Annotated in this window: 16 protein-coding genes; 10 read left to right on the top strand and 6 right to left on the bottom strand. The window is 67.4% G+C overall.

From position 1 onward, the window contains the following. Window positions 1–14: 14 nt before the first annotated feature. The 6 genes from ACQHIV_RS04060 to ACQHIV_RS04035 are packed head-to-tail and all read right to left on the bottom strand — an operon-like array spanning window position 15 to window position 6811. Window positions 15–1220: a glycoside hydrolase 5 family protein gene (locus ACQHIV_RS04060; RefSeq protein WP_427891778.1), complete on the bottom strand. Its 1206-nt coding sequence runs from the start codon at window positions 1218–1220 to the stop codon at window positions 15–17. After that, window positions 1217–2251, bottom strand: a complete 1035-nt coding sequence (locus ACQHIV_RS04055; RefSeq protein ID WP_427891776.1) for an ABC transporter ATP-binding protein — start codon at window positions 2249–2251, stop codon at window positions 1217–1219. The genes ACQHIV_RS04060 and ACQHIV_RS04055 overlap by 4 nt, the downstream gene beginning before the upstream one ends. Next, window positions 2244–3239, bottom strand: coding sequence for an ABC transporter ATP-binding protein (locus tag ACQHIV_RS04050; protein ID WP_427891774.1), 996 nt, complete (start codon window positions 3237–3239; stop codon window positions 2244–2246). Before ACQHIV_RS04050 ends, ACQHIV_RS04055 begins: the two co-directional genes overlap by 8 nt. Then, window positions 3232–4128: an ABC transporter permease gene (locus ACQHIV_RS04045; RefSeq protein ID WP_427891772.1), complete on the bottom strand. Its 897-nt coding sequence runs from the start codon at window positions 4126–4128 to the stop codon at window positions 3232–3234. The genes ACQHIV_RS04050 and ACQHIV_RS04045 overlap by 8 nt, the downstream gene beginning before the upstream one ends. Next, a complete protein-coding gene (locus ACQHIV_RS04040) occupies window positions 4125–5117 on the bottom strand; it encodes an ABC transporter permease (RefSeq protein ID WP_427891770.1) in 993 nt (330 codons plus the stop codon). Before ACQHIV_RS04040 ends, ACQHIV_RS04045 begins: the two co-directional genes overlap by 4 nt. Beyond that, window positions 5114–6811 (bottom strand): ABC transporter substrate-binding protein, encoded by a 1698-nt coding sequence (locus ACQHIV_RS04035; RefSeq protein ID WP_427891768.1) that lies wholly within the window; start codon window positions 6809–6811, stop codon window positions 5114–5116. The genes ACQHIV_RS04040 and ACQHIV_RS04035 overlap by 4 nt, the downstream gene beginning before the upstream one ends. Before the next feature lie 278 nt (window positions 6812–7089). Here ACQHIV_RS04035 and ACQHIV_RS04030 point away from each other — a divergent pair, with 278 nt between their 5' ends. The 10 genes from ACQHIV_RS04030 (at window position 7090) to ACQHIV_RS03985 (ending at window position 21409) form a co-directional block, all read left to right on the top strand. Beyond that, window positions 7090–8793 (top strand): (2,3-dihydroxybenzoyl)adenylate synthase, encoded by a 1704-nt coding sequence (locus ACQHIV_RS04030; protein ID WP_427891766.1) that lies wholly within the window; start codon window positions 7090–7092, stop codon window positions 8791–8793. Beyond that, window positions 8790–10298: an FAD-dependent monooxygenase gene (locus ACQHIV_RS04025; RefSeq protein ID WP_427891764.1), complete on the top strand. Its 1509-nt coding sequence runs from the start codon at window positions 8790–8792 to the stop codon at window positions 10296–10298. The genes ACQHIV_RS04030 and ACQHIV_RS04025 overlap by 4 nt, the downstream gene beginning before the upstream one ends. A gap of 44 nt (window positions 10299–10342) precedes the next feature. Then, window positions 10343–11029: a TetR/AcrR family transcriptional regulator gene (locus ACQHIV_RS04020; protein ID WP_427891762.1), complete on the top strand. Its 687-nt coding sequence runs from the start codon at window positions 10343–10345 to the stop codon at window positions 11027–11029. 75 nt (window positions 11030–11104) lie between these two features. Next, complete coding sequence (locus ACQHIV_RS04015; protein WP_427891760.1) at window positions 11105–11851, top strand: maleate cis-trans isomerase family protein; 747 nt, start codon at window positions 11105–11107, stop codon at window positions 11849–11851. Between the two features lie 12 nt (window positions 11852–11863). Continuing rightward, window positions 11864–12529, top strand: a complete 666-nt coding sequence (locus tag ACQHIV_RS04010) for a VOC family protein (RefSeq protein WP_427891758.1) — start codon at window positions 11864–11866, stop codon at window positions 12527–12529. A 2-nt stretch (window positions 12530–12531) separates the two neighbouring features. Beyond that, window positions 12532–12777 carry a hypothetical protein gene (locus tag ACQHIV_RS04005; RefSeq protein ID WP_427891756.1) on the top strand — a complete coding sequence of 82 codons (246 nt, stop codon included), beginning with the start codon at window positions 12532–12534 and terminating at the stop codon, window positions 12775–12777. Beyond that, entirely contained in the window at window positions 12774–14018 is a 1245-nt protein-coding gene (locus tag ACQHIV_RS04000) for an alpha/beta hydrolase (RefSeq protein WP_427891755.1), read from the top strand. The genes ACQHIV_RS04005 and ACQHIV_RS04000 overlap by 4 nt, the downstream gene beginning before the upstream one ends. Window positions 14019–14043: 25 nt before the next feature. Continuing rightward, window positions 14044–14895: an alpha/beta hydrolase gene (locus tag ACQHIV_RS03995; protein ID WP_427891753.1), complete on the top strand. Its 852-nt coding sequence runs from the start codon at window positions 14044–14046 to the stop codon at window positions 14893–14895. A 474-nt stretch (window positions 14896–15369) separates the two neighbouring features. Then, entirely contained in the window at window positions 15370–17499 is a 2130-nt protein-coding gene (locus ACQHIV_RS03990) for a hypothetical protein (RefSeq protein WP_427891751.1), read from the top strand. Between the two features lie 424 nt (window positions 17500–17923). After that, window positions 17924–21409 carry a glycoside hydrolase domain-containing protein gene (locus ACQHIV_RS03985; RefSeq protein ID WP_427891750.1) on the top strand — a complete coding sequence of 1162 codons (3486 nt, stop codon included), beginning with the start codon at window positions 17924–17926 and terminating at the stop codon, window positions 21407–21409. Window positions 21410–21423: the final 14 nt, after the last annotated feature.

The following is a 21423-nucleotide window of genomic DNA, read 5'->3' as shown; positions in this document are numbered from 1 at the left end:
TGCAGAACTCCTCGTCAGATCCGGTGCAGCGTCGTGATGCCGCGATCAGCCAGGTACTTCGTGTCGTCGACCCTGTCACTGGTCACCAGCGCAGGGGATTCGCCGTCAGCCGTCCGCGCCATCCAGGCATCGAACAGCGACCCACCGCGTCCACTTGCCTTGCGTGGTTGGGAATCGAGGTCGAGCACGAGCGCCTCGGTCCGTACGACGGGCTCCGGCGTACGCAGCGATGCCGCGACCTCCCGGACCCGCTCGCCGACCGGCTTGACCGCTCCGTCGGAGTCGCAGAGCCCGAGGCTGTACTCGAGCTCCGGGAAGTCCTCCATCGTCCGTGACACATCGTGGCTGCACCACCAGGTGACGCCCCAGACTCCCACGCAGCGGGCCAGATTCCGGATCGTCCGCTCGGCGAACTCCGGCGCCTGCTCGGCCGTCACCGAGCCGGCCGGCGCACCGATCTCCTGGACCCAGATCTCCCGTTCGGGGTCCGGCGCCCAAGCGCGGGCGAGCTCCACGACGTACTCGGCGACATGCGTCGCCTGCACGCTCAGTCCGCCGTACGTCGAGCCGATGCCGCCCGAGAACACCCACGGGTGAACCACGGTCCGCGAACCCATCGTGGTCAGCTGCCGTGGAGTGAAGGGATGCCCTTCGTCGTACCACACCGAGTCGAACGCCGAATGATGGTGGTCGTGGTCCGGGTCAGCCTGCGTCGCGGCCGAGAGCAGCGTGGCGATCCAGCCGTCGACGTCGGCTTCGGTGACGGTATCTCGGCCCATCGGCGCGATCATGTTGTTCGGCTCGTTGGCCAGGCTCAGGCCGAGGTGGTTGCCGTGGTCGCGCAGGCGGGCGGCGACCGCGGCGACCAGTTCGGCCTCGGCCTCGACCACGTCGGGATCGGTGAAGATGTTCCGCTGGTGGTGGGTGACGGTCCAGGACGGGTAGAACTCGAAGCTGCTCAGGTGCCATTGGAGTACGTCGACGGTGACGTCGAGCCCAGCGGCTGCCGCGGCGTCGTACATCCTGGCGAGGTCGTCCAGCGCCCGTTGGCGGACGACCCCTCGCTGCGGCTGGAACACCGGCCACAGACAGAACACCCGGACGTGGTCCAGGCCGAGTCCGGCGAGTACGTCGAAGTCCTCCCGATGCTCGTCCGGATCGAAGTCCAGCCAGTGATGGAACCATCCGCGCCGCGGCGTGTAGTTCGCGCCGAACCTCACTGCTCCTCCTCGTTCGTCAGTTCCGGGGCCGGACCGTCGAGCTCGGTCGCGCCGTCGCCGTACAGCCAGCATCGTGCCCAGCTGCCGTCGGTGAAGCTCGATGCCTCAGGCAACTTTTCGCGGCACTCGTCGCGGGCGAACGGGCAGCGTGGATGAAAGCGGCAGCCCGATGGCGGGTCGATGAGGCTCGGAGGTTCGCCCAGCTCGTCGGCGTCGTACGCGTCGGGGGTCGTTCGGTCGGGATCCGGCGAGCAGTCCAGCAGCAGCCGGGTGTACGGGTGCTTGGGCTGCTGACTGACCGCTTCGGCCGGTCCGGATTCGATCAGCTGGCCGGCGTACATCACGTTGATGTCGTCGGCGAAGTACCGGGCGCTGGCGATGTCGTGGGTGATGTAGAGGATCGCCAGGCCGTCACTGTCGCGCAGCCTGGCCAGCAGGTTCAGGATGTCGAGCCGGATCGACACGTCGAGCATCGACACCGGCTCGTCGCCGAGCAGGACCGACGGACCGACTGCCAGCGCACGGGCGATGACCACTCGTTGCCGTTGGCCACCGGACAACTGGTGCGGGAACTTGTCGATGTAGTCCTTCGCCGGAGTGAGATTGACCCGCTCGAGCAGTTCCAGCACCTTCGCCTCGGTGTCGGCGCGGCCGCGCGCGCGACCGTGGATCCGGAGCGGGCGGCCGAGGATGTGCCGGATCCGCTTCAGCTGGTTCAGCGAGGAGAAGGGGTCCTGGAAGATCATCTGAACCCGGGCGAAGTACTCCCGGCGGGCGCGCTGTCCGGTCGCGATGACGGGCTCCCCGTCGAGCAGGATCTCACCGTCGCTGAGCGGGTACGCCAAGGCCATCAACCGGGCGAGCGTGGTCTTTCCGCTGCCGCTCTCGCCGACCAGAGCCGCGATCCGGCCACGTTCGAGCGCCAGATCGGCCGCTTCCAGCGCACGGACTTGCTTGCCCTTGCTGGCCCGGTCATGCACGTCGAAGTACTTCGTCGCCGCCCGCGCCTGCAGCACCGGAGTCTCAGTCATCGTTGTCTCCTTGCTCCGACGCGTGCAGGTGGCAGGCCGCCGTACGAGCGCCGATCTCCAGCAGTTGTGGCTCCTCGCGGTCACACGGCTCGAACCGGCGTGGACACCGCGGATGAAAGGCACACCCGGCAGGCGGATCGCGCAGGTCCGGCGGCGATCCCGGGATGCCGCGCAGCTCCCGGATCGGTCCGTGCAGCGGTGGAAACGAGTCCCGCAGGCCCTGCGAGTAGGGGTGCAGCGGCTCGTCGTACAGCTGCCGCGCCGGGCCGAGTTCGACGATCCGGCCGGCGTACATCACCGCGATCCGGTCCGCGATCTCGATCAGCAGCGACAGGTCGTGCGTGATGAACACGATCGCGAAGCCGAGCTCGGTCTGCAGCCGCTGCACCTGGCGGAGAATCTGCCGCTGCATCACCACGTCCACGGCAGTGGTCGGTTCGTCCATCACCACCAGCTCCGGCTCGCAGGCGAGTGCGAGGGCGATCGTGGCCCGCTGCCGCATCCCGCCGGAGAGCTCGTGCGGGTACGAACGCAGCCGGTCGGCGGGAATGCCCACCATCCGAAGGAGCTCCGCCGCCCGGCTCTCCGCGTCCTCGTCGCTCAGCTTCCGGTGCGTCTGGAGCACGTCGGTGAACTGCGCACCGAGCCGCAACACCGGGTTGAGCGCGTTCATGGCCGACTGGAAGACGACCGCGACCTCCTCCCAGCGCATCGCCCGAAGCTGATCCTGAGTGGCGGTCAGCAGTTCGATCGGCGCGCCGCCGGACGGATGCAGCACCGCCTTGCCCGCGGTGGTGACCGCCGGCGGTCGCTGCAGCCGGGTGAAAGCGCTGATCAGAGTGGACTTCCCACTCCCGCTCTCCCCCGCGATGCCGAGGATCTCGCCCCGGCGCAGGGTGAACGTCGCGTCGACGACGGCTTGAACCGGTCGGTCCTCGGTCTCGTAGCCGACGCACAGGCCGTCGACCTCGAGCAACACGTCAGCCATTGCGCCCACCGCCGACCGGGATCAGGCGCTGACCGCGGCGGCCCGCCACTCGGAGCCTCGGGTTGCTGATCTCGTCGATGCCGAAGTTGATCAGCCCGGCCGCCGTGCCGAGGGCGGCGATACAGGCAGCGGGTGGGACGAACGTGTACCACTCGCCGTTGAACAACGCGTTCGGTCCGGCCAGATTGATGAGCATGCCCCAGGTGATCAGCGACGGGTTGCCGGCGCCGATGAACGCCAGCCCGGCCTCGGCGAAGATCGCGCCGACCACCGAGAACAGCAGGCTGGCGGCGATCAGCGGCGCGAGGTGCGGCACCAACTCCGACACCACGACCCGCCATCGGGACTCACCGATCAGCTCGGTCGCGGTGACGAAGTCCCGGCCACGCAGCGACAACGCCTGCGCGCGCTTCTGCCGCGCGCCGGCGGCCCAGCCCGTCAGGCCGATGATCAAGGCAGTCACCCACCAACCGCCCCGGCCCTTCACATACGAACCTACGATGATCAGCAGCGGCAACCCCGGCAGGACCAGGAACACGTTGGTGCACGCTGTGACCAGCGCATCGAAGCGGCCACCGACATAGGCACCGGTGATGCCGATCACCGTTGCGAGTGAAGTGGCGATCAGACCGGCCAGCAGGCCGATGAGCAGTGAGGTCCTCGTCCCGAGTACGAGCCGGGCCAGCAGGTCGCGGCCGTTGGCGTCGGTGCCGAGCCAGTGGTCGGCGGACGGCGCCTCGCGGAGGTGATCGGTGTCCAGATCGGTCGCGCTCAGGTGCATGACATGGGTGACCACCGTCGGGCCGATGATCGCGACCACGATGAAGAAGCCGAGGATGGCCAGGCCGATCCGGACCTTCGTGGAGTCGGGCAGTTTCAGACGTCTCATCGGCCCTCCCTGGCCCGCGGGTCGATCAGTCCGTAGACCGAGTCGGCAATGAAGTTCGCCGCCAGGACCGACAGCGAGATGATCAGGAACAGCGCCTGCATCAGCTGGTAGTCCACGCTCGTCACCGCCTGGTAGAACAGGTACCCGACACCCGGGTACGCGAAGACCACCTCGGCCAGCAGCGAGCCGCCGACCACGAACCCGAGCGAGACCGCCAGACCGGTGACACTGGGCAGGATCGCGTTCCGGGCCGCGTACTGCGTGAGGATCCGGCGAATGGACAGGCCTTTGGCCTCGGCAAGCAGCACGTAGTCCTCGGAGATCGTGGTGATCATCATGTTCCGCATCCCGAGCAGCCAGCCGCCGATCGATCCGGCGATGATCGTGAAGGCCGGCAGGATCGCGTGGTACAGCACCGACGGGATGAAGTACGCGTCGAACGCCGGCACCAGGTTGTCCACGTCGTACCCGTGGATGTCGGGGAACCAGCCGAGCTTGCCGGCCAGCAGCAACTGCAGCAGCTGAGCGACGGCGAAGAACGGCAGCGCGCCGATGAACGTCGCCAGCGGTGCCGCGACCGAGTCGAACAGCTTGCCGGGCCGACGGCCGGCGACGATGCCGAGGCCGACTCCGAGCACGAACGCGATCATCGTGGTGGTGCCGACCAGACCCAGGGTCCACCAGATCCCCGACCGGATCACCTCCGACACCGGGGTCGGGTAGAACGCCGTCGAGATCCCGAAGTTGCCGTGGGCAAGCTGATCCAGATAGCCGACGTACTGCCGCCACAGCGGCTCGTCGGAGCCTCCGAAGAGCCGTTCGATGGCTCGCGCCTGGTCCGGCGAGACCTGCTGCGTACGGCGGAGGTTCTCGATGATCGCACCCCCCGGATTCCCCGGCATCAGCCGGGGAATCAGGAAGTTCAGCGTGATGGCCACCCAGGCCGCGATCAGGTAGAACCGCAGCCGACGGAGGAAATACCTGGTCATCCGCCGTACGTCTCAGGGTTCGGCTTCAGCGACAGCAGCACCCGCAGGTTGTCGCCCGCGGCCCACGGCGGCGGCATCGCGTACGGGTTGTCGGCGTCCGGCCAGCCGACCCAGTTCTTCGAGCTGTACTCCGACGACGCGCCGATGCTCGACATCGGGAAGCTCGGCACCTGCTCGACCATGATCTTCTGCAGCTCGGTGACAACCTTCAGCTGCCCGGCCTCGTCACCGGCCACGGACAGCTCCTTGAGCAGCGCGTCCGTTTTCGGGTCCTTCCAGCTACCGTAGTTCGCCCAGCTGCCGGCGTTCTTGGAGCTCAGGATGTCGTTGTAGTAACCCCACGGGTTCGCACCGTAGACCGCGCCACCGATCGTGACATCGAGGTCCGCGGACTTCTTCAGCGCGTCCAGCTGGGTGCCCGGCACCGGCCGCACGTTCGCCTGTACGCCGATCTTCTTCCACTGGTCCGCGACGATCTGGTCCAGCTGGATCGAGTCGGCGTACTCGGCGTTCTCCGGCAGGTCGACCGTGAGTTGCTTGCCGTCAGCACCGACCAGCTTGTCGCCTTGTTTGGTGAAGCCGGCCTTGCTCAGCTCAGCCAGCGCGCCGGTTGGGTCCGCCGTACCGTACTTCAGGTCCTTGTACTGCGGAGCGATCCACTTGCCCTGGGTCTTCTGGTCCATCCCGGTCGGGCTGATCGCGTAGTTGCGGTCCTGGTTGACGACCTTGTTGATCTGGTTCGCGTCGATCGCCATCGACAGGCCCTTGCGCACACTCGGGTTGTCGAACGGCTTGTGCGCCGGGTTGAAGTAGACGTTCAGCGAGCCGTACGACGGGTACCACGCGTGGAAGTTCTTCGGGTCCTTCGCGACGTACACCTTCTCGACGTTCGCGATCGCGCCGCCGGACCACTCCAGCTCACCCGACATCAGCTTCTGGTTCTCGGCCTGCCCGAGGATCGGGATCTTCACCTGCGGCACCGGGACCTTCTGCTTCCAGTAGTCCGCGCGAGCCTGCAGGACGACCTGCTGGCTGGAGAACTGACCGATCTTGTACGGTCCGCTGACGACCGGGTCCGGGTTCGTCCATTTCTTCAGGTCCTGCGACTCCCAGACCTTCTTCGGCACGATCGCGATCCCGCCGATGGTGCCCTCGAGCGTGTACGCCGGGCCGGCGAAGGTGATCTCCGCGGTCTTCGGGTCGGTCGCCTTGACGCCGGCGAAGTCGAACTTCGACAGCTCAGGGTCCTTCTTCATCGCCTCGAGCGTGAAGACCAGGTCATCCGAACTCACCGGCGAGCCGTCGCTCCAGGTCGCCTTGTCGTTCAGGTGGATGGTGAGCTTCTTGCCGTCCTCCGACCACGTCGGCTTGTCCGCCAGCCACGGGATGAACTCACCACCCTTCAGGATGTTGAACATCCACAGCGGCTCGTACATGAAGAACGTCCCCGCGGTGGCCGTCGGCGACCATGGGTTGAAGTTCTTCACGAACGTCGTCTGCCCGCCGGCAAGCCCCGCGGTCAGCGTGCTGGGGCACGCCTTCTTGCTGCAGGTGTAGCCCGGGTCGTACCCGCCGTTCACACCACTGGACTTCTTCGCGTTGGGCGAGTTCGGGCTGCTGCAACTGATCACCGCGGCGGCCATCACCACCGCCAGACCGGCGCCACCTAGCACCCGACTGAGACGTCTCGTCATACCGACTCCGTTCACATGAGCACGGCCACAAAGGCCCGCCAACACCAGAGATCCGATGTCTGGCGGCCATCGTTGTCAACGCCACTAAGTGTTGTCAAGTGATCACTGAGTGACAATTTCGCGCATATTCACGCAGGTTAAACGATAAGTGGCCACGAAATCGATCACCCACAGGGTGTATCAGAGATAACGTTGTCCGCGAACGCGGACTGACGCTGATGTCATGATCATGACATTGATGTTGCCTTCACGACAGTTAGGCCGCTATTGTGAAGCTCATGTCAGCACTGTCCGCGGAGGTCCCCGCTCAGGACGATGGATACGTGTCGTACGACGACTCGACCCGTGACCGCTACCGTGCGGAGGGATGGTGGTCCGGCCACACCCTTCCCGCAGTGCTTGAGCACGCCGCGGCAACCCATGCCGGCCAGACCGCTCTGGTGACGCCCGAGGTTTCCTGGACGTACCGCGAGCTCCTTGACCGCGCCGGAGCCTTCGCGCGCGGAATGGCGGCCGATGCCGGTGCGCGACCCGGTGACGCGGCGATGTTCCAGATGGGGAACGTCGCCGAGACCGTAGTCGCCTATCTCGGCTGTGTGCTCGCGGGCGTGCGTCCCGTGTGCACGCTCCCCCAACACGGTTCGCGCGAGATCGGGCTGCTCGCGCAGCACACGGGCGCGCGGTTCCTGTTGGTTCAGGACGACTTCGGCAACGGGCGGCTGCGGCAGCAGGCACAGGACCTGTCCGCACGAGGTCTCGTCCAGAGCGTGATCGTTGCCCGCGGTGCAGCGTTCGAGGGCGCCCGCGCGTACGACGACGTACTGGCCGCCGGTGCATCGGATCCGAGCGCTCCCCCGGCCTACCTCTCGATGGATCCCGCGAGCGTGGCGGTGTTCCAGCTCTCCGGCGGGACCACCGGGCTGCCGAAGGTCGCGCCGCGCCTGCACGAGGAGTACACCTACAACTCCCGCGCGTGGGCCGAGGCGATGGAGTACGGGACCGGCTCGCGCCTCCTCTACCCCTTGCCGATCATGCACAACGCGGGAATCTCGCTGGCGCTCCAGCCGGCCATGCTCAGCGGTGCCTGCCTGATCCTCGCACCCTCGGCGGACATCACCACGCTGACGGCGATGATCGAGCAGCATCGACCAGACGTGCTTCCCCTCGTTCCACCGGCATTGGCGATCCGGTTACTGGATGCGCCGGAGGCCCGGACCGCGGACCTGAGCAGCGTGCGCTCATTCGTCGTCGGCGGCCAGAAGCTGCCCGTCGAGGTCGCCGAACGGCTCCGCGACGAACTGGGCATCCAGGTCCGGCAGATGTTCGGCATGGCCGAGGGCATGTTCCTGCTCACCCCGGCCGGCTCGAGCGAAGACGTCCGACACCACACGGTCGGTACGCCGATCTCCGCAGGTGACGAGGTCCGCATCCTCGAGCCGGGTAGCGAGGCGGCGGTCGCGGACGGCGAGATCGGAGAACTTGCGGCGCGCGGCCCGTACACGATCCGCGGCTACTACCGCGCCGAAGCCCACAACCAGACCGCGTTCACATCCGACGGCTTCTACCGCACCGGCGACCTGGCCCGTCGGCACGTCACCGCGGAGGGCACCTTCTACTCCATCGAGGGCCGCATCAAGGACGTCATCAACCGCGGCGTCGAGAAGATCCACGCCGAGGAGGTCGAAGAACTCATCGTCCAGCACCCTGGAGTCCGGACGGCGGCCTTGGTGGCGATGCCGGACCGTGTCCTCGGCGAGAAGGGGTGCGCATTCGTGGTCCTCGAGCCGGACGCCGAACCGCTGACCGTCGCGAGCCTCGCGGATCACCTGCTGGCCCTCGGGCTGGCGAGGTACAAGCTGCCGGAACGCGTCGAGATCGTCGACGCGCTCCCACTCACCAACGTGGGCAAGGTTTCGAAGAAGCAGCTTCGCGACGACATCGAGCACAGGCTCGCCGCCGAGGACCGGCAGGAGGAGCGATGAGCCGGACGATCGACATCATCGGTGGCGGCCCGGCCGGTCTGTACACGGCGCGGCTGCTCAAGCTCAAGGATTCCGGGCTGCGGGTCACGGTTCACGAGCGCCTCGGCGGTGCCGCGGAGACCTTCGGGTTCGGTGTCGGCCTGACCGAATCCACGATGCGCAACCTGGCGGCGGCCGATCCACGGACCGCCGAGCAGGTTCGCGCAGCGTCGTACGCAGGTCATGACCTCCGATTCAAAGGTCTCGACGCTACCGTGACCCTCCACGGCGCTCGCAACCTGGCCATCGGCCGAGCCACGTTGCTGGAGATCCTCGGTACGGCGGCCACCGCGGTCGGGGTCGAGATCCGCCGTGGGGCCGAGGTCGACGTCGCCGAACTCGACTCCGACGTGGTGGTGGCCGCGGACGGCGTACGCAGCGGCACCCGGGAGAAGTACGCCGGCGAGCTCGGCGTCCGTAGCGAGCTCGGCCGCACCCGCTTCGTCTGGTGCGGCGCGGACTTCCCGGTGGACTCGGCGTACTTCGCCGCCGTCCAGCGTGGTGACGGGCTGTTCGTCCTGCACGCGTACCCGTACGCCGATGACCGCAGTACCTTCCTGATCGAGGTCGACGACATGACCTGGCGGTCTACAGGGCTGGCGGAGTACGACGAACGCGTCGTTGCCGGCGACACCGACCATGAGAGCGTCGCGCTGCTCGAGGACGTGTTCGCGCCCGAGCTCCGCGGCCGGAGGTTGCTCACCAATCGGACCCGGTGGAGCCGCTTCACCAACCTCACGCTCAACCGTTGGTCGACCGGCAACGTGGTACTGCTCGGCGATGCGGCACACACCGCCCACTACACGCTCGGCTCGGGAACGAAGCTCGCGTTGGAGGACGCGATCGCCCTCGCCGACGCGGTCACCGGCGAGTCCACCGTCGGCGCGGCGTTCGCAACCTACGAGGCGATGCGCCGGCCGCCTGTCGAGCGGTTCAAGAAGCTCGCGCATCGGAGCCAGGCATGGTGGGACACGTACCGGCTGCGTGCTGAGCTGCCCGCAGAGCGGCTTGCGCTGTCATATATGACACGGTCCGGGAACTTGACCCTGGACGACTTTGCGAAGGAACAGCCGGACAGTGCACGGCGGGCGATCGGTTGGCTCGGACACGACGTACCGGACGACGTCGCAGCGCTGGACGAATGGGTGATCTCACAGCCGCTGGACGAACTTGGGTTGCCGGCGCGGGTCTTGTCCCGCGCGGCGCTGGACGAGAGCGCCGTCCACGAGGTGAGCTGGTCGGAACCGGACGTGTGGAGCGAACCCGCTGACAGGTTGGTCGGCACGCTGCCCGGCAGCGGTCCGGTCCTCCTCAGCGGTCCGCCTGAGGCCACTGCCGCGCGGGTCGATCTCGCGGAGCGACTCCGACTCGAGGGTAGGCGACCTGTCGGCGTGTACCTCGACAGCGCCCGGGAGGCCGCGACAGCGGTGGCTGCCGGACGCGTGGACTTTGTGGTGACGCCATGACCATGACAACCAAGAAACCGGGAGCACTTCGTTACACTGCGGCCATGGCGCAGGCACCCAAGGAGAACCGGAGTGCCCTGAGCCGTCAGCTGGTCACCTCCGAGCTCCTCGACAAAGCCACCGCACTGTTCGCCGAGAAGGGCTACGAGTCGACCACCCTGCTCGACATCGCCAATGCGCTCGGGATCTCCCGGCCGGGGCTGTACAACTACGTCCGCAGCAAGGAAGAACTGCTCACCATGCTGGTCGAGCAGGTCAGCCGCGGCATGGCCGACGTACTCGAGCAACTGACCGCGCGAACCGACCTCACGCCTACCGAGAAGCTCCGCGACGTCGTAGCGCTCCTTGTCCGGCAACGGACCGAGCACCCCGACCAGTTCCGGATCCTCGACCGCTCGGAAACGGTGCTGCCGGAGCCGGTCGGCAGCGAGCACCGCGAGGCCAAACGCAAGATCCTGCGCGAGATCATGGCCGTGATCGAAGCCGGCATCGACCGCGGCGAGTTCCGGCCTGTCGACGTCCGTACGACGGCGTTGTCGCTGCTCGGGATGTGCAACTGGGTGGCCTGGTGGTTCTCTCGCGGCTCCGACGTCGAGGCCACGGTCGCCACGGTCACCGACCTCGCGCAGACCATGCTCGCACCGCCGGACAGACCGCCGTACGCAGCCGATACCGCCCGAACGGTCGCGAAGATCCGCGTCCTGCTGGAGCGCATCGCACCCGAAGCCTGACCGGCCTCGCCGCCGTCGAGGCGGTCCTTCACACCCTCCGCTGACATCAGTGTCGTAATAACGACAGGAGCTACCGTGGCAATCCCGCACCGAATCGGCCTGATCGTGCCGAGTACCAACGTCACCGTCGAGACGGAGATCCCGCGGCTCCTCGGGCGCGACTTCTCCTTCCATTCGTCGCGGATGCGGCTGCGCGCGGTCACGCCGGCCGAGCTGCGCGCGATGAACGTGCAGCGCGAACGCTGCGTCCTGGAGATCGGCGACGCCGGCGTCGACGTCGTCCTGTACGCCTGCCTGGTCGCCATCATGGCGATGGGACCCGGCCACCACCGGGATGCCGAGTTCCGGATCGCCGAGCAACTCGGCTCCGGCGGCTCCGCCGCCAAGGTCTTGTCCAGTGCCGGCGCCCTGGTGAGCGCACTGAACGACCTGGGAGCGAAGCGGGTCGCGCTGGTCATGCCGTACCTGAAGCCGCTCGCGGAGCAGGTCGTCGACTACATCGAAGCCGAGGGCATCACCGTCGCCGACTGGCGAGCCCTGGAGGTCGCCGACAACGCGGAGGTCGGCTGCATCCCGGGTGATCGAGTAATGGCGGCCGCGCGCAGCCTCGACCTGTCCGGAGTGGACGCGCTGGTCCTGTCCTGCTGTGTGCAGATGCCCTCACTGGAGCTGATCCAGCCTGCCGAGGACGAGTTCGGCCTACCCGTGCTGTCCGCCGCGACAGCCGGCGCGTACTCGATCCTCCGCAGCCTCGGGCTCCCGGTCGACATCCCCGGCGCCGGCTCGCTGCTCCGCGCGGACTCCGCTGTTGTGAACCTCTGAAGGAGAAGTCCCATGTCCCAGCAGGCCAAACCGATCCATCGCGTGCGCGGCGTCGATCACGCGGCGTTCCCGACGTTCGATCCGAACGCCACCGTGCGGTTCTACCGTGACGTCCTGAAGTTCCCGGTGGTGCACTCGATCTGCGCCGCGGGCTGGGGCCCCGAGCGGCACCCGGACTTCATCCACTTCTTCTTCGACATCGGCCAGGGCGACCGGCTCGCGTTCTTCTACTACTTCGGCTGGCAGCCGGCCGGCGACCAGTCCGCCCCGGGAGACGCCTGGGCGCGGCTGCCTCACGACACCCCGGACTTCTTCAAGAACTCCCGTCACATCGCGCTGAACGTGGCCGACGAGGAGGACCTGCTGGAGTACCGACGGCGGCTCGACGAATCCGAATGGCCGGTCGAGATGCAGGTCATGCACGAAACGATCGAGTCCATTTACACCCACGACCCGAACGGCTACATGCTCGAGATCACCCGGCAACTCCGCCCGGTCACCGTCCAGGAAGACCTCGACGCCCAGCTGACCATCGAAGCGCTGTGCGAGGTGACCTCGGGCGACGCGCCGTCGATGGACGGGCTGCTCACCCGCAAGGCCGAGCTGATCGTGGAGCGGGCCGCCGACTGGGAGGCCGGGCAACCGGGCTGGCGCGAGGCCGAGAAGGAGCTGATCTGACCATGCCCCGCCTGTACGTCCTCGAAGTCCCGGAGAACGACGGCTTCGTGAAGGTCGCCGAGGAGGACACCGCGCTGACCGTCGACCATGTAGGGCCGTACGTCCGGATCACCGGCGTCGATCCGATCGTGATCGACCGCCGCGCCACCGGCTGCCGGCACGCCGTCTGGTACAGCGCCGTGGCCGGTATCGAGGACTCCGTCATCACCCAGCACGACAAGAACGCCTTGCGAGTGGAGGCCCGATGACCGGATTGGGAGCCGGCCGCTACCTGGCCCCGGCGCGCATCCCGGCCTCCGCGCGTACGACGGCGCACGAGCTGACCACCCACGACGGCGCGACGGTCAACGGGCTGCTGCGCGTCGTTCCGGGAGCCACGACCGTGGCGTTCCTGATGCACCCGCGACAGGACTTCTCCCATCACGTGCTGGTACCGGAGCTGCTCTCGCACGGGTTCGCGGTGTGGACCCAAGGTGCTCGCGCGGTCGGCAACGACCTGAACCTGCTGCACGAGCAAGCCCTTCTCGACATGGCCGCGGGGTATACCTTCCTCCGGGACCTGGGTTTCGAGAGCATCATTGCCGTCGGCCACTCCGGCGGCGCGACTTTGGCCGCGTTCTACCTCCAGCAGGCCGCGCGCGATCCCGGCGCACGCCTGGACCATACGCCGGGAGGCAAGCCGATCCCCTTGCCCGAGGCAACCATGCCGCCGGCAGACGGGCTGATCCTGTTCGCACCGCACCCCGGTCAGGGCGCGCTCCTGCAGCGGATGATCGACCCTTCGGTCACGGACGAAACCGACCCGTTGTCGGTCGACCCAGACCTCGATCCGTACGACGAGCGCAACGGCTTCGCTCCCCCGCCTGACAGTTCCACCTACAGCCCCGAGTTCGTCGAGCGCTATCGCGCGGTACAAGGCGCCCGGATCGAACGCATCGACGCCGTCGCTCGCGAGCGGGTCGCCGCAGCGCGGGCGGCGCGGAAGCGGTTCTCCGCGCACGACGACCCGCGTGACCGGCGCGCATCGCTCGCAACCGGCGTGATCGTCGTACACCGGACCGACGCCGACCTGCGATCGGTCGATCTCAGCCTGGACCCGAACGACCGGCCCTACGGCTCGCTGTTCGGCCGGAGGCCCGACCTCACCAACTACGGGATCGTCGGGTTCGGCCGGCTGACCACCCCGGAGGCATGGCTCTCGACCTGGTCGGCCAACGCCACCCGGGCCGATCTCGCGGCCTGCGCGCCGGATGCCGACCTGCCGGCGCTCGTCGTCGAACTCACCGGCGATCAGGCCTGCTTCCCGGCCGATGCCGCTCGGTTCGCCGAACTGCTGCCCCACCAGGACGTCACGCACGTACGAGTCCCTGGCCGCCACTTCGGTGCACCACTGCACGAAGGCATGGCGTCCGGGGCAACTCTGGCCGGGAAGGAGATGGCGCACTGGATCGGCGAGCGCTTCCCCTCCGGCGCCTTCGTCTCTGCCTGAACCCGAGCTCACCAAGGAGCGCACCATGTCCGACACCTTCAGCACCACCACGACGGCGGGCAAACTGTCCGGACGGATCGCCGGCCCCCGCTCCCAGCCGCGCGGACTGGTGATCGCGCTGCACGGCGGGACGTACGACTCGGCGTACTACGAGACCGGCGCAGGCTCACTGCTCGAGCTGGCCGAACCGCTCGGATTGTGCGTCGTAGCCCTCGACCGCCCCGGGTACGGCGCCACCGCGGACCTCGACCCTCTACACCTGAGCTTCACCGGTCAGACCGACGTACTGCTCGAAGCTGTCCAGGACAGCATCGAACAGATCGAGCCACAGTCCGGCGTAGTCCTCGTCGGGCACTCGATCGGCGGGATGATCGCGCTCCACGTCGCGGCGCGGAAGCCGGCCGGCCTGAAGGGCGTCGAGGTCAGCGGTCTCGGCGCTGTGTGGCGGCCCGGGATGCTGGAGATGTGGTCGTCGTTCGTCAGCGACGCCGCGAACCTCGTCGTACCCGCGGAGCCGCACGCGCAGGTCATGTTCGGCCCCGAGGGCACGTACGCCGAGGCGCAGCGCGCCGCCGACGCAGGCCTCATCCGGCCGATGCCGATGCCCGAGCTCGTCGACGTCGTGCGCTGGGCCGATGACTTCCCCACCGTTGCCGCCGGCATCGAGGTCCCGGTCAGCCTCACGTTCGCCGAGCACGACAACATCTGGATGACCGACGAGGCCGCGCGGACAGCCGCCGCCGCACTCTTCACCAACGCACCGCAGGTCGACATCAACCTCCTCCGCACCGCCGGCCACTGCGCCGAATGGCACAACGCGGGACGCGCCTACAACCTACGGCAGCTCGCGTTCGTCGAGGAGCGCATGGCCGGGTAGCCACTGTTCCGCGGAACGCGGCCGCTGTCACCAGGGAATCCCGTGCCCGCGAGCGACCAGTTCACCCGCGGTCCGGCCGCTGGACCGTCGCGGGGCGTGAGTACGTCGTGGGGTCGCGCTGAGCATCCTCCGATCAGGGACGCAAACTCGCCGCCGCTGGACGGGAGCTAGCCCTCGCCCAGCACGACCCTCGCGCCAAAACCGGCGAGCCCCGTATCTCGACCAGAACATGCCCACCTCACGCCCGCTGATCCATTCGGACGCCACGCGCAATATACATTCTCAGTTTCCCATAAGATTTCTGTCGTTCTCAACGCTGAATTCAATCGATTATTTCAGCGGAATATGATTCCGCTGAAATACGCGGAGTGAGGCCTTGCGCCGGCTGTGCGTCGGGGTGTGTGCTGGAAATCGGGCCGACCCGGGGCGGGGCGAAGTCCGCGGGGGTCCTCTGATCAAGGGGGGGTGCCAAGCATGGACGGCAATGGCGAGGAAGAACAGGTTCTCACCCCTGGGGGAATGCGTCCGAGATCGGCCGTCCATGAGGTGCGGCCCGATCAGATGGTGACGGGAGAAGGCGAGGTCGTCGCCGCGACTGGTCAAGAGGCGATGCCGCCCGGTATGGCGCCAAGCCAGGAAGAAGTTTCCCCGAGCGAGACCTCCGCGGGTCTTCCCGAAGCCGAACCGGTCGGAGAAGCGGCCGAGCCTGAGGGAATGCGGCCGATGGGCTTGGCGGAATCACCATCGACTGGTGACACGTCCCCGGAAGCGGGCGCGGAATTGGTGCTCACACCGGGCGGTTACCGGAAGAGGTCGGTCGTCCACGAGATCGGGCCCGAGCACGTTCTCGACCTTTCCAGCGGAACCGTCAAGCAGCTGCACAGTTCAGGACGGGAGGTCGCGGATTTCGGGCCGATTGAAAGGCGCGAGGACGGCGTACCCCTCATGCCCTTGAACGTTGCCCGCCGGCCAGGCGTCGCACCTGCCCTTGGATCCGGCTGGATCGCCTACGCCGACTGGTCGAACAATACGGGCAATCCGCTCACCAGGTTCGCCACCAGTTGGGTGGTGCCGCCGGCACCCTCGACGAACCACAGCCAGACAATCTTCCTCTTCAACGGTATCCAGAACTCCACGATGATCTACCAGCCGGTGTTGCAGTGGGGCTCCTCCGCGGCAGGTGGCGGAGCCTCCTGGGCCGTGGCGAGTTGGTACGCCGACGGGCAGGGTGGAGCGGCGTTCCACAGCAGCCTCGTCCAGGTGAGCCCGGGGCAGGTCATCACTGGTGTCATCACGTTGACGAGCCAGAGCGGCAACAACTACAGCTACAACTGCGAGTTCACCGGTATCGCCAATACGAGCCTGCCGATCAGCAATGTCGAAGAGCTCACGTGGAGCGTCGAGACGTTGGAGGCGTACGGGGTCCAGCAGTGCTCGGACTACCCCGCGGCAATGTTCACGTCCCTGTCAGGCATCGACATCAGCACCTCCACAGGGCATCCAGCCATTACCTGGTCCCCGGTTGACGCGGTGACAGACTGCGGACAGAGCGCGCACGTGGTGAGCAATGCCAACCCCGGCGGAGCGGTCGAGCTCTATTACTCGACGCGCGCCGAGTTCACGGCGTCGACAGCTTCGATCAACAGCGACGGCAGGCTCGAGACATTCCTCCGAGACGTCAACGGTGGGGTGTGGAACATCTGGCAGACTGTCCCGCATTCGGGGCCGTGGAGCCGGACGAACGGGCTCGGGGGCGTCGTGATCGACCCCGTACAGGCCGCCCTCAACAGCGACGGCCGCCTCGAAATCTTCGGTATCGGTACGGATCACGCTGCCTACAACATGTGGCAGACCGCGCCCCATGCGGGACCGTGGAGCGGGTGGAACCGCCTAGGCGGCTGGGTTTCACGACTTGCTGTGGCTCTCAACAGCGACGGCCGTCTCGAGCTGTTCGGGATCGGTGGCGACGGCGCCCTCTACAACATGTGGCAGACGGTGCCTCATGCGGGACCGTGGAGCGGGTGGAACCGCCTCGGCGGCTGGGTGAAAGAGATCAGCGCGATAGACAACAGTGACGGACGCCTCGAGGTGTTCGGGATCGGCGGCGACGGCGCCCTCTACAACATCTGGCAGACCGTGCCGCACGCAGGACCATGGAGCAACTGGAACCGTCTCGGCGGCTGGGTCTCCCAAATTGCCGCCTCCATCAATTCGGATGGGCGACTCGAGGTGTTCGGAATCGGCGGCGACGGCGCCCTCTACAACATCTGGCAGACCGTCCCCCACGCAGGACCATGGAGCAACTGGAACCGTCTCGGCGGCTGGGTCTCCCAAGTCGTGCCCACGAGGAATTCGGATGGACGACTTGAAGTGTTCGGAATCGGCGGCGACGGCGCCCTTTACAACATCTGGCAGACGGTCCCGCACGCGGGGCCATGGAGCAACTGGAACCGTCTCGGCGGCTGGGTCTCCCAGATTTCGGCCACGCTCAACTCCGATGGACGACTGGAGGCCTTTGGCATCGGAGCCGACCGGGAGCTCTACAACATCTGGCAGACAGCACCACACTCCGGCCCCTGGAGCGGATGGAACAAGCTCACGTAGCGGGTCATCCAGCGAGGAGTGGATGCCGTCGGTCCGGCCGACGGCATCCACAGGCTCGCCGTCACCGGGACCATGGGCTTTTTGGCCACCTGGCCGAGCGATCGTTCGCTTGTAGTCGCGGCCGTCGCGGTGAGGTTCGTACCGCGCAGCACTCCGGTCGATGGCCGTCCCGTCAGCCCTGTACCGGCTGATCCCGAGGAGCGTCGCCGACGCCGGACTCATGGGTCGCCACAAGAGCCGGCCGAGCTCGGGGCTCAAGCCTGCCCGCTGAGGTCCAGATCAGGCGTCCGCAGACATGAACCAGATCGCGCGATGTCTTTACGCCTGGCGATCCGGGCGTCTACGATCCATCATCCGACTTATCGATACTCAGTATCGTTATTCTGGACGCCCCGATTCCCGCCCATCGTGAAGGAGAGTTCCGATGCCCTCCGAGCCGTTGTCCCGCAGGTCCCTGTTGAAGGGCGCTGCCGCCGGTGTCGCTGTCACCGCGCTCGAATCGATGTCCCTGCCGCAGAACACAGCATGGGCCGCGCTGCCACTCGGCCGCAGCCAAGTCGCGTTCCCGTTGCCAAGCACCAAGTGCCGCTCCGACATCCCCGCCTACGACGACGCCGGCGCCAACCGGGTCGATCTCGCTGGTGCCCGCAACAGCGCCGTCATCGGCCAGATCATGGTCACCTCGCCGCCCGACGCGGTGACCACAGTCACCGTCACGGCGGGCGTACTCACCGGGCCGTCGGGCGCGACGCTGGTGGCACCCGACGTACTCGTCCAACTCTCGGTCAACGCGAGCAAACCCGCGAACCCGGCCGTCTACCCGGCCGGCCGGTACTTCGACGCGCTGCCGCCGCTCAGCGCGGTCGGTCCGTGGACGATCGCGGCGGGACAGGTCGGCGGCATCGTGGTGAAGTACACGATCCCCGCTGCGGCGCTGCCGGGGACGTACTCGGGTTCAGTTCTCCTCAGCGCGGGCGGATCGACGGTCACCGTTCCGGTGTCCGTCGTGGTGTGGGCCGCTTCGTTGCCGACGACTCCGACGATCGACACCGCGTTCGCGGTCTGGTACTCCCAGGTCGGACTGGCCCATCACGTCGACTGGGGTACGCCGGCCTGGGACAACGTCGCCGCGGCGTACTTCGAGTTCCAGGCCGCCAGCCGATTGACGGCCGACGACGCGCCGATCGAGGGCAAGCCCGTGATCGTCTCGACCCCGTCCGGACCCGGGGTCGGCCCCGGACCAGGCCCCGACCCGGACCCGGCGGCCTACCTTGCGCGGGTGCAGCAGTACGTCGACGATCCGCGGGTCCGGGCATTCCGGATCCCGATGTACGCGAGCGACAACCCGGCCGGCGGCTGGACCATCGACACCACCAAACTCAAGCAGGTGGTCGACGGACTCAACACGATGGGCCTGCTGGGCCGTGGGTACTTCTACTACTTCGACGAGCCGTCGACCGCGCAACAGTTCGCGTATGTCAACCAGGCCTCGGCGGTCGTGGCCGGTGTGGCGCCCGGGGTGCCGAACATCGTCACGATCCCCGGCATCCCGTCGCAGTCCACGGTGAACGATCTCAAGTCCACGTGCACCTGGCAGCATCGGATCTACGCCGACCAGCCCAACGTGACCGCCTCCCTGAAGGCCCGCGGTGACAAGGTCTGGAGCTACATGATGGTTCAGGACAACTTCCCGTGGGTGAACTCGTTCGTCGACGACTCCCTGGTCGGGACCCGGCTCCTACCGTTGGCGCATCACCTCGCGGGTTCGGACGGGATCCTCAACTGGACCACGACGTGCTTTGGCAACTGGAACGGATCTGCCTACGTCTCCGACCTGCCTGCCGCCCAGGCCTTCTGGGACCGGTACGGCAACCCGTACCCCCTGACGCCCAACGCCGGCGACGGCTACTTGCTCTACCCTGGTGCGATGTACGGGATCGCCGGGCCGGTGTCCTCGCTGCGCTTCGAGTCGTTGCGCGAAGGTGTCCAGGACCTCGAACTCGTCCGGCTGCACGCGGCGACCGTTGCGAACTTCCGGCAGAGCTGGGGCGTCACCGACCACATCGGTGCCGACCCACTCGCACTGACCACGCGGGTGATGATCCGCTGGCTCGACCAGTACCGCAACGACTCCGCGGTCCTCGAGCGGCTGCGCCGGGACCTAGGCGCCGAGCTCACGGCGCTGGCCGGTGGTCTCCCGGTCCTCGTCGACGTCCCCGAGGCTCGCGGGTACGCCGTCAAGGTCCGGATCGCTGCCCCGTACGGAGCGAGCGTCAGCGTCAACGGCTCGAGCGTCGCGATGACCCCGCGTGGGTCGTACGCGATCGGCGAGGCGTGGCTCGCACTGCCACCGACCGGTTCCGGCGCACCGGGTGTGGTCACCGTCGTCGCGAGCCAGGGAACCAGCACGACGACGATCAACCGGCAGGTGTACGTCGACCTCGTCGGACAGACGCGCAATCTGGTCGTGAACAGCTTCGAGACCGACGCCGACCTGCAGATCCCGACGGTCGGCTGCACCGTCACCCGAGGCGTCGACCACGCCACCGCCGGCCTTACCGCCGCCAAGATCACCTACCCGGCGAACTCCGCGTTCGCGTCGTTCCAGCTCACCAGCACGATCCTCGGCGCTACCGATGTGAGCATCTACCGTGCCCTCGAGATGGACATCTACAACCCGCAGAACCAGATCCTGGTGATGGCCGCGAAGTTCTTCAACACGAGCAACCAGACCGACGATGAGCATCCGCTCTACCTGTCGCCAGGCGCGAACAAGGTGTACATCCCGTTGGACAAGGTCCGCGTCGGGCTGAATCTCAACAAGATCGAGTTCTGGCTGTGGGCACAGCCGACCCAGACGACTTTGTACGTCGACAACATCAGGCTGGTCACGCGCCGCCCGCAGGCCACCAAATCCCTCCTCGCGACCGGTCCGATAGGTGTCGTCGACGCGGTGTCCGGCTCCGGCTCTGTCGCGTTGCTCCGCTGGGACGGCAGCGCATGGACCACCTCGAAGACAACGATGCCCGCCGGGACCGGAACGCTTGCCCAGGAGCCGGCGATCGCACTGTCCGCCAACGGTGTGCCGTGCTGGGTGCTCACGGCCGGATCGCAGTTCTTGTTCGGATTCGAAGGCAACCCGACGGTCCTGGTGGCCCAGGCAACCACCGCACTCGAGCGAGTGTCCGCCGTACTCGACGGCGGCGGCAACATCGTGGCCTTCGCGCGCGGTTCGGACGGCGGGCTGTACCTGGCCAAGTGCTCGGCGGACGGGGTGGTCTCGGCGCCGGTGGCGGTGACCATCGACGGGGTACGCGGCGCCGTGAACGACGCGCCGCAATGCACGCTGACGTACGGCGAGAAGGTGGCCTTCATGGTCATCAACGGCAACGGGACGCTCGTCTTCTGCGAGCAGGACACGCTGGGCGGCACGAACTTCACCTCGCGCCCCGTGGGGATCTCGATCCCGGCGGGACGACCCGCCCTGGCCCGGCGTGCGAACGGGGTGATCACCTGCATGATCCGGTCCACCGACGGCTCGCTGGCCGCCGGATGGCAGAACCCGGACGGCACCTGGCGCGCGACCGCCGTCGCGCCGGCCGGTTCGGTGGTCGGCGACCCGACGCTGGTGCTGGACACCACCTGCGTCCTGAAGAGCATGACCCGGACCGGAGCCGGCCAGATCCTGATTGCCTGGCAACCCGCGCCGGGCGAGCCTTTGACCTGGCAGACGAAAACCCTGATGGTCGGCAGCACCCCGGCGACGTCGACGGGGCCATTAACGGCCGCGGTCGCCAACGACGGCAACCTGCACCTGATGTCCAGGGAGAGCGCCACCACGGTTCTCCACTACAGCCGCGTCGCGCCGAGTTCCCCGGACTGGCAGTCCCGAACGATCATCATCCCGTAAATTGACACCGCCCG

Source organism: Kribbella polygonati, assembly GCF_050320105.1.
Lineage (GTDB): Bacteria > Actinomycetota > Actinomycetes > Propionibacteriales > Kribbellaceae > Kribbella.
Note: the sequence above shows the minus strand (reverse complement) of the source record. Positions and strands in the feature narration are given on the sequence as shown.

Bases quoted from the DNA above. Each gene is read 5' to 3' on its own strand.
- ACQHIV_RS03990 (WP_427891751.1), top strand. From the start codon at position 15,370: ATGGACGGCAATGGCGAGGAAGAACAGGTTCTCACCCCTGGGGGAATG.
- ACQHIV_RS04030 (WP_427891766.1), top strand. From the start codon at position 7,090: ATGTCAGCACTGTCCGCGGAGGTCCCCGCTCAGGACGATGGATACGTG.
- ACQHIV_RS04040 (WP_427891770.1), bottom strand. From the start codon at position 5,117: ATGACCAGGTATTTCCTCCGTCGGCTGCGGTTCTACCTGATCGCGGCC.
- ACQHIV_RS04055 (WP_427891776.1), bottom strand. From the start codon at position 2,251: ATGACTGAGACTCCGGTGCTGCAGGCGCGGGCGGCGACGAAGTACTTC.
- ACQHIV_RS04050 (WP_427891774.1), bottom strand. From the start codon at position 3,239: ATGGCTGACGTGTTGCTCGAGGTCGACGGCCTGTGCGTCGGCTACGAG.
- ACQHIV_RS04025 (WP_427891764.1), top strand. From the start codon at position 8,790: ATGAGCCGGACGATCGACATCATCGGTGGCGGCCCGGCCGGTCTGTAC.
- ACQHIV_RS04035 (WP_427891768.1), bottom strand. From the start codon at position 6,811: ATGACGAGACGTCTCAGTCGGGTGCTAGGTGGCGCCGGTCTGGCGGTG.
- ACQHIV_RS03985 (WP_427891750.1), top strand. From the start codon at position 17,924: ATGCCCTCCGAGCCGTTGTCCCGCAGGTCCCTGTTGAAGGGCGCTGCC.
- ACQHIV_RS03995 (WP_427891753.1), top strand. From the start codon at position 14,044: ATGTCCGACACCTTCAGCACCACCACGACGGCGGGCAAACTGTCCGGA.
- ACQHIV_RS04010 (WP_427891758.1), top strand. From the start codon at position 11,864: ATGTCCCAGCAGGCCAAACCGATCCATCGCGTGCGCGGCGTCGATCAC.
- ACQHIV_RS04005 (WP_427891756.1), top strand. From the start codon at position 12,532: ATGCCCCGCCTGTACGTCCTCGAAGTCCCGGAGAACGACGGCTTCGTG.
- ACQHIV_RS04045 (WP_427891772.1), bottom strand. From the start codon at position 4,128: ATGAGACGTCTGAAACTGCCCGACTCCACGAAGGTCCGGATCGGCCTG.
- ACQHIV_RS04000 (WP_427891755.1), top strand. From the start codon at position 12,774: ATGACCGGATTGGGAGCCGGCCGCTACCTGGCCCCGGCGCGCATCCCG.
- ACQHIV_RS04020 (WP_427891762.1), top strand. From the start codon at position 10,343: ATGGCGCAGGCACCCAAGGAGAACCGGAGTGCCCTGAGCCGTCAGCTG.